The sequence below is a fragment of the Maribrevibacterium harenarium genome (assembly GCF_006385675.1).
Lineage (GTDB): Bacteria > Pseudomonadota > Gammaproteobacteria > Pseudomonadales > Marinomonadaceae > Marinomonas > Marinomonas harenarium.
This window is the reverse complement of record NZ_VFRR01000005.1, coordinates 152,188-160,118: the sequence shown is the minus strand read 5'-3', so window position 1 is coordinate 160,118 and position 7,931 is coordinate 152,188. Positions and strand designations below refer to the sequence as shown.

The window sequence follows — 7,931 nt, the reverse complement described above, 5'->3', positions numbered from 1 at the left end:
AGCTGGCTGTAATCCGGCTTTTTGGAGTGAGACTTGGGTGCGATTTTCATGGCGATATGTTAGCAAAAATCACCACATAAATCCTCAGCAGAGTGCCTCATAATGCAAGGTTTTATGGCCTTGCATTAGGCTAAGATCGTAGCCTTCTAACAGCCAATTAATTTGCTCGCCGGTGAGAGATACCAATTCCTCAGTAGCTTTGGGCCACTTAAACTTTTCTTCTGCTAAACCCTTGTAATAGAGCACGAAGCCATTGTCTTCCCACATCACGCACTTGATCTTATTGCGATGCCGATTAGTAAACGCGTACAAGGCTCCGGAAAAAGGATTGTGCCCTAGCTCTTGCTCGATCAGCACCGCCAGTCCATGGGCCTGCTTTCTAAAATCTACTGGGTCACGATACAAAAAGATCTGGGGTAAATTCAATGCAGGGCGCAGATAACGAGGTTTCATAAAGCCGCTACCAGATGGGACACCAGCGAGACATTAGTCATATCAATGCCACGTATGATCACCCCATTGGGGAGCAAGATTTCTAGATCGCTAGAAGGCATAGAAGGCGTTGCCAGCGCTACCGGCACTAATTTCGATCCCGTAGTCGAGTCAGCGGCAGGCGAAAACTTCTGCCGCCAATAGCTAAACTGATGGTACACCAAGTCCTCTTGTTCACAGAATGCTTTGATGGACAGGCCAGAGGCTCGCCACTTTTCGATATGATCTGCCCAAGTTTGGTTTAACACTGTGTTTGCATTCATATTGTGTACTCCGTGGGTGAATAGACGAAACACAGTTTGGGCGGGGTTAAGCGCGAAAACTAGAGGCTGATTTAGTGACGCTTACAAGAAAACCGTAGCAATAACAATGAACCGACTAAAATTGTCCAGTTACGTTCATCGGAAATAAATGAAGCAAATCTAAAAGCCCTCTCCTTTGGCCAGAACCAAACCGCACTGATCCTAGCGTTCATATCGCCGAATGTAGATTTCGATAGCACTATGTCGTCTATCAAACGCAGTGCGCCCTTTTGCTCCAAAATTATTGGCATTATGACGGCTGGGGAGCTCAACACCTGCCAAAGTAATCTTTACCAAAGCACCCAAGGCAACTGGGACAACGTGGTGTTGCAAAGTTTTAGTACAACTTTGTTTGCTCAAGTTAGTGTACATACGGTGAAACTGCACTGTGAAGACCTCCGTTCCGGACAGGTTTCTATGTCCAAACGGGAGCGCATCAAACGTATAAAAGGCGAATTGCAAAACCTCACGCCATCGTTCCCAGTACATTTCAACGACACCCTAGCGCTGACTTTCTTTGATGGCTTGTCCTCTTCTGAAAACTTCTTCATGCAGGCGATATACGATCTAGGTAAATTGCCCTGCCACTTCGTGGGTGGTTCCGCCGGCGGTAAGTTAGATTTCAAACAGGCTTTGGTGTATGACGGCAACAAGGTTGCCCATAATTGTGCGGTCGTCGTATTCGTCAAAATGGCGCAACAAAAACGCTTCGGCATTCTGAAAACCCATAACTTTGAAAAGACCGACAAATCTTTTGTGGTGGCGGAAGCCGATGCACAACGTCGTATTGTTCATTCCGTGATCGACTCCCGTAGTGGCAAGGTAGTTAACATCGTGGATCATTTGTGCGATCACTTCCGCTGTGCCGCGGGCGATCTGAATAGCAAATTACAGTCCCATACCTTTGCGGTAGAAATCCATGGGGAACTGTATATTCGCTCGGTGGCCAATATTGATGTCAATGACCGCAGTATTGCGTTCTTCTGCGACTTAGACTTTGGCGACAAGGTTATCCTTGTTAAAGCCAGTTCCTTTGCTGACAGCACTCAACGAGCTTACGAAAAGTTCATGCAGGGTAAGCCCTCTGCCCCCATTGCGATGATTGCCAATGACTGTATTTTACGTCGACTCAATAATGGTAATCAGCTCAACCAGGTGGGCACCTTCAAGCAACTAAAAGGGGCTGGTTACTCTACCTTTGGTGAGCTACTCGGTGTTCACATGAACCAAACCTTGACCGGCCTGTTCTTTTTCCACGTCAAGGAAGGTGAAAGCTTCTCCGATTACTTTGTGGACAATTTCCCAATCCACTACAGTAACTTCCGTGAGTACTTTATTCAGTCAAAACTGAATAGCTTGCAGCAACTAAATAAACTACAGGCAAACCTGATAGAGTACTTGTCTGAGTACCGCCCACTGCTGGAAAACGTCACTGGCAGTTTCCAACGGGTAACGGATTACTCTGGGGCGACGCAAAATGTGGTTGAGCAAGTTACCGGTGAATTTGCCAAGTTCTCTGCCGCGATTCGTGCCCAAGAGGCAGATCGGGCGGAGATGGTGTCAAATGTCAGTCACCTACGCGATAACGCCGAGCAAGTCCTGAGTATCCTCAAGGTCATCTCGGGGATCGCCGACCAAACCAACCTATTGGCATTAAACGCGGCCATTGAGGCCGCTCGTGCCGGAGAAGCCGGTCGTGGCTTCGCTGTGGTAGCAGACGAAGTTCGTCAACTATCACAAAACACTCAACAGAGTTTGAATCAAACTGGCGAAACCATCACCTCAGTCAGCCAATCTGTGGCGATGATCGAGAAAAGTATCGCCAAGATTGACGAATTTATGGGCACTATGCTGGGAAGTACCAATACCCTAAGCACCCAAATACAAGCCTTGAGTGAGTCTTCGAGCTATGCGGCCAAAGATGTGCGTTCAAGTATCGATGCAATTGAGGATATGTCTGCCCGAGTCGCTGAAATTGACCAAGAGGTAGCCGTAATCAATCGACTTAAAGAGGCAAATCAACTTTAATTCGAAGCAGCAATCGATATCTAAAAACAACCCCAGCTTGGCTACCAAGCTGGGGTTGTTTTTTTCGCTACAAAATCCCGTAAGGATCATTGTTTGAACAGTGGTGAGTTTCCACTAAACTGCCGTCACTCCAAGACTCTAAGCGTACATCAAAGCCCCATAAACGACGTACGTGTTTCAACACTTCTACCGTATCATCATTTAGTGGTCGCTCGTGATCCATAACATGGCGCAAGGTAAGGCTACGATCACCATTGATGTTGACCCGCTGCACCTGAATATTGGGATCCCGATAACCAAGATTGTATTGCTGGGATAGGCGCTGGCGGAGTTCGCGAAAGCCGGTTTCATTATGAATTTCTTTAACTTCGATATAGTTATTCAGCACGTCATTCTCTAAACCAAAGAAGCGAAAATCTCGCATCACTTTAGGTGACAGGTACTGCAAGATGAAGCTCTCGTCCTTGTAATTACGCATGGCGAAATCCAATACTTCCACCCAATTTTTACCCACTACATCGGGAAACCAATAGCGGTCTTCCTCGGTGGGGTTTTCGCACATACGCTTCAGGTCTGAGTAAATGGCGAAGCCTAAGGCGTACGGATTGATACCGGAATAATAGGGGGAATCAAAACCGGGCTGATAAACCACATTGGTATGGGATTGCAAAAACTCCAAAATAAAACCTTCGGTTACTTTACCCCGGTTATACAACTCATTCATCAAAGTGTAGTGCCAGAACGATGCCCAACCCTCGTTCATAACTTGGGTCTGACGTTGTGGATAGAAATACTGCGCCATCTTACGTACGATTCGTACTAACTCTCGCTGCCATGGTTTCAATAGTGGCGCGTGCTTTTCAATAAAATAAAGCAGATTCTCTTGGGGCTCGGATGGGAAATGCCGATCGGTTTCACGTTCTTGCACCTCTGCCATTGCTTTGGGAATGGTACGCCACAGATCATTTACCTGCTGCTGTAATAGTCGCTCCCGCTCGTCCTGGCGCGCCATTTCCTCTTGGGCTGACAGTGGAACTGGCCGTTTATACCGATCGACGCCAAAATTCATCAGCGCATGGCAGGAATCTAACGTGGCCTCAACTTCCTGAATACCATATTTTTCCTCACACTCTTGCACATAGCGTTTCGCAAATACTAAGTAATCAATGATGGCGGTAGCATCAGTCCAGGTGCGGAATAGATAATTGCCTTTGAAAAAGGAGTTATGTCCATAGCAAGCGTGGGCAATTACCAGCGCCTGCATCATCATATTGTTTTCTTCCATTAAATAGGCGATACAAGGGGAAAAGTTGATCACAATCTCGTAGGCCAGCCCCATCCGCCCCCGTTTGTAGTTCTGCTCTACTTCCAGGAATTGCTTGCCATAGGACCAGTGATGATAACCAAGGGGCATACCCACCGAGGCATAGGCATCCATCATCTGCTCTGAACTAATGATCTCTATTTGGTTAGGATAAGTATCCAAACCAAACTCCAATGCTATTTCTCGAATGGCATCATCGTATTGACGAATACTGTCAAAACTCCAATCGGGCCCTTGAGGTAATAAGGTATCAAGCGTTGAGTTGCTCATGTAACCTCCTCTGGAATAACTCCCGGAATACTGGATAAATATCCCCTACGTCGAGGATATGACGCATTGCAAAGCGGTCGCTGTAGGCACTTTGCAGTTTTTCATAGGCATACCAAAGACTCTGATGATCGTGGGGGGTAATTTCGATATAGGTGAAATATTGCACTAAATCGATAAGACCATCTTCCATCACTTGCTGGCAGATACGGGAATCGTCGTCCCAGTTATCACCGTCGGAAGCCTGCGCTGCATAAATATTCCATTGATCTGGTGAGTAGCGCTGCTTAATGATCTTTTGCATTAGTTTTAAGGCACTGGAAACGATGGTGCCCCCGGTTTCTCTAGAGTAAAAAAACTCTTCCTCCGTTACTTCTTTCGCACTGGTGTGGTGTCGGATAAACACCACCTCGATTTTCTCGTAGTTGCGGGTCAAAAATAGGTACAGCAAAATAAAGAAGCGTTTGGCAATATTTTTGGTTTCTTGGGTCATGGAGCCAGATACGTCCATCACGCAAAACATTACTGCTTTACTGGACGGTTGAGGCTCTTTCACATGATGGTTGTAACGCAGATCATAGGTATCTAAAAACGGAGTTTTATCGATTTTCTGCTGGTACGTAGCCGCTTTTTCCCGCAATAACGCCAGCTGGGTATCATCAATGGTTCGACCTGAGGCCTGCTCCTGCTCAAGCTTTTGGATGAGCTCCTCAAGCTCAGCCAAGCGTCTGCGAGCATCACCACTCATCACCATGCGCCGTGCATAAGCATTACGCATGGAGCGCACTAGGTTGAGTTTCGACGGCGTGCCTTCAGATACTATCCCAGCATGTTTTATCTGGAACTCGGTCATATCTCCAAGTTGCTTACGTACCAAGTTGGGCAACGCTAAATCTTCAAAGACACAATCTAAAAACTCTTCTTGGGAAATTTGGAAAGCAAATTCATCCTCCCCTTCGCCGTGATCTGAAGCTTTTCCCTGCCCACTGCCTTGACCGCCACCATTCTGAGGTGGACGGGGTATTTTGTCTCCTGCGTTAAACTCTTTATTGCCCGGATGGACTACGGAGCCAACACCACCACGGCCATGGCCAAACACGGGCTCGTGAATATCCCGCTTTGGTATGGTGATGGTTTCCCCACGATCCAAATCCTTTATGCTGCGATCATTGACTGCTTTTTCCACCGCCTTGCGGATATGATCACGGTAACGACGCAAGAAGCGCTGGCGGTTAACACTGCTTTTGTGCTTCCCATTAAGGCGGCGATCGATAATGTACGACATATGACCTCCTTTGAACCTGCCTGTTTAAAGTCCCAGTGATTACTGAGACTTACGCACCCGCAGATACCACTCAGACAACAAGCGCACTTGTTTCTCGGTGTAGCCCCGCTCCACCATGCGTTTGACAAATTCATTGTGTTTGCGTTGATCATCGCTGGACGATTTAGCGCTAAACGAAATCACTGGTAACAAGTCTTCCGTATTGGAGAACATCTTACGCTCTATCACTACACGCAATTTCTCGTACCCCAACCAACTAGGGTTGTTACCGTTATTGTTAGCCCGAGCTCGTAATACAAAATTCACCACTTCATTGCGGAAGTCTTTTGGGTTGCTGATGCCAGCAGGTTTTTCGATTTTCTCTAGCTCATCATTAATTGCCGCCCGATCTAGAATATCTCCGGTCTCGGGGTCCCGATACTCTTGATCTTGAATCCAGAAATCCGCATAGGTGACGTAACGATCAAAAATATTTTGTCCGTACTCCGAATAGGATTCTAGGTAGGCGGTCTGGATTTCCTTACCGATAAACTCCACGTAACGGGGAGCGATGAACTCCTTCAGGGCTCGTAGATAACGGTCGTGACGGTCTTGATCGAATTGCTCTTGTTCGATCTGTTGCTCCAACACATACATGAGATGTACGGGATTAGCTGCCACTTCTGTGGGGTCAAAGTTGAACACCCTAGATAGGATTTTGAATGCAAACCGGGTAGACAGACCATCCATGCCCTCATTGACTCCGGCTGCATCCTTGTATTCCTGCAAGGATTTCGCTTTTGGATCAATGTCTTTTAAAGACTCCCCATCATAAATGCGCATTTTTGAAAAAACACTGGAGTTCTCTGGCTCTTTTAGGCGTGATAGAACCGAGAACTGAGCCAGCATCTTCAAGGTATCTGGTGCACATGGGGAATGAGCTAAGGACGAGTTCTCCAATAGTTTTTGGTAGATACGCATCTCTTCAGAGACTCGCAAGCAGTACGGGACCTTAACGGTGTAAACCCGGTCGATAAAGGCTTCGTTCGTTTTATTATTTTTGAAGGACTGCCACTCGGATTCGTTAGAGTGGGCTAAAATGATGCCGTCAAAAGGAATATTCCCCAACCCCTCGGTGCCATTGTAATTACCCTCTTGTGTGGCAGTTAATAGTGGATGCAGCACCTTGATGGGTGCCTTGAACATCTCCACAAACTCCATAATGCCTCGGTTGCCGCGACACAAGCCTCCGGAATAACTGTAGGCATCCGCATCGTTCTGCTCAAAGAATTCAAGTTTACGGATATCCACTTTACCGACTAGGGAGGAGATATCTTGGTTGTTTTCATCCCCTGGTTCGGTTTTTGAAATCGCTATTTGGCGTATCGCCGATGGATAAACTTTCACCACTCGGAATTGCTGAATATCACCATTAAACTCTTTCAAACGCTTGGCAGCCCAGGGTGACATGATGCCCTTCAGGTAGCGTTTGGCGATGCCATACTCTTCCTGCAAAATCTGCCCATCTTCATTCACATCAAACAGATTCAATGGTGATTCAAATACCGGCGAGCCTTTGATGGCATAAAACGGAACGGACTGCATCAGCTCTTTAAGCTTCTCAGCGAGGGATGATTTACCGCCACCAACCGGCCCAAGTAAATACAGCACTTGCTTGGACTCTTCCAAGCCTTGGGCCGCATGGGTAAGGAAGGCGACGATTTTTTCGATCGCCTCTTCCATGCCATAAAAATGTTCAAAGGTAGGGTAGCGTTTAATTAATTTATTGGAAAAGATACGGCTCAGCCGTGTGTCTTTGGAGGTATCCACAATTTCCGGATCACCAATTGCCAGTAACAGCCGTTCTGGTGCGGAAGCGTAAGCAGCTGGGTCAGTTTTACATAACTCTAGGTACTCGGCCAGTGACATTTCTTCTTCTAACTGGGCATCGAAACGAGATTGAACATGGTCAAAAATACTCATGGTAGTATCCCCTTTTCTTCAGATATTCACGGCAGGCGTCCGTTGAATCAGGCTTTCAGACCCGCATTTCGCCACCTTTCTCAACATTAAATTTCGGTAACATCAATTATTTAAGGTGTAGCATGGTTTCTTGGCTCTACAAGGGAAACAGCGACTCTTTTACAAAATGAAGCGTAATGAATAGGTTTCGAAACATGCTTAACCATCTGAAACTTAAACACTTAGAAGATAGTTTTGGATTGCTTTAAGGGAACGAGTTACGCAATTTGTT

At 46.6% G+C, this 7,931-nt stretch carries 5 protein-coding genes and 1 pseudogene; 1 reads left to right on the top strand and 5 read right to left on the bottom strand.

Annotation, left to right across the window (positions count from 1 at the left end):
- Positions 1-84: 84 nt before the first annotated feature.
- Together tnpB and tnpA are read right to left on the bottom strand one after the other, a co-directional pair.
- Positions 85-453 (bottom strand): IS66 family insertion sequence element accessory protein TnpB, encoded by a 369-nt coding sequence (gene tnpB, locus FJM67_RS04740; protein ID WP_140587524.1) that lies wholly within the window; start codon positions 451-453, stop codon positions 85-87.
- Positions 450-755, bottom strand: coding sequence for an IS66 family insertion sequence element accessory protein TnpA (gene tnpA, locus FJM67_RS04735; RefSeq protein ID WP_140587523.1), 306 nt, complete (start codon positions 753-755; stop codon positions 450-452). Before tnpA ends, tnpB begins: the two co-directional genes overlap by 4 nt.
- 108 nt (positions 756-863) lie before the next feature.
- Between tnpA and FJM67_RS04730 the strand changes: the two are divergent.
- Positions 864-2,822: pseudogene (locus FJM67_RS04730) on the top strand (methyl-accepting chemotaxis protein); the annotation flags it as partial.
- Between the two features lie 67 nt (positions 2,823-2,889).
- On the opposite strand, the gene FJM67_RS04725 reads toward FJM67_RS04730, so the two are convergent.
- Genes FJM67_RS04725 through FJM67_RS04715 form a run of 3 tightly spaced genes read right to left on the bottom strand, consistent with a single transcriptional unit; the run spans position 2,890 to position 7,660 of the window.
- The gene (locus FJM67_RS04725) at positions 2,890-4,416 is read right to left on the bottom strand and encodes a SpoVR family protein (protein WP_140587521.1); all 1,527 of its coding nucleotides are present in this window, start codon (positions 4,414-4,416) and stop codon (positions 2,890-2,892) included.
- Positions 4,397-5,698, bottom strand: a complete 1,302-nt coding sequence (locus tag FJM67_RS04720) for a YeaH/YhbH family protein (protein ID WP_140587520.1) — start codon at positions 5,696-5,698, stop codon at positions 4,397-4,399. Before FJM67_RS04720 ends, FJM67_RS04725 begins: the two co-directional genes overlap by 20 nt.
- 39 nt (positions 5,699-5,737) lie before the next feature.
- A complete protein-coding gene (locus FJM67_RS04715; protein WP_140587519.1) occupies positions 5,738-7,660 on the bottom strand; it encodes a PrkA family serine protein kinase in 1,923 nt (640 codons plus the stop codon).
- Between the last annotated feature and the right edge of the window lie 271 nt (positions 7,661-7,931).

Excerpts from the sequence above, each read along its gene's own strand:
- tnpB (WP_140587524.1), bottom strand. The coding sequence starts at position 453 with ATGAAACCTCGTTATCTGCGCCCTGCATTGAATTTACCCCAGATCTTT.
- tnpA (WP_140587523.1), bottom strand. The coding sequence starts at position 755 with ATGAATGCAAACACAGTGTTAAACCAAACTTGGGCAGATCATATCGAA.
- FJM67_RS04725 (WP_140587521.1), bottom strand. The coding sequence starts at position 4,416 with ATGAGCAACTCAACGCTTGATACCTTATTACCTCAAGGGCCCGATTGG.
- FJM67_RS04720 (WP_140587520.1), bottom strand. The coding sequence starts at position 5,698 with ATGTCGTACATTATCGATCGCCGCCTTAATGGGAAGCACAAAAGCAGT.
- FJM67_RS04715 (WP_140587519.1), bottom strand. The coding sequence starts at position 7,660 with ATGAGTATTTTTGACCATGTTCAATCTCGTTTCGATGCCCAGTTAGAA.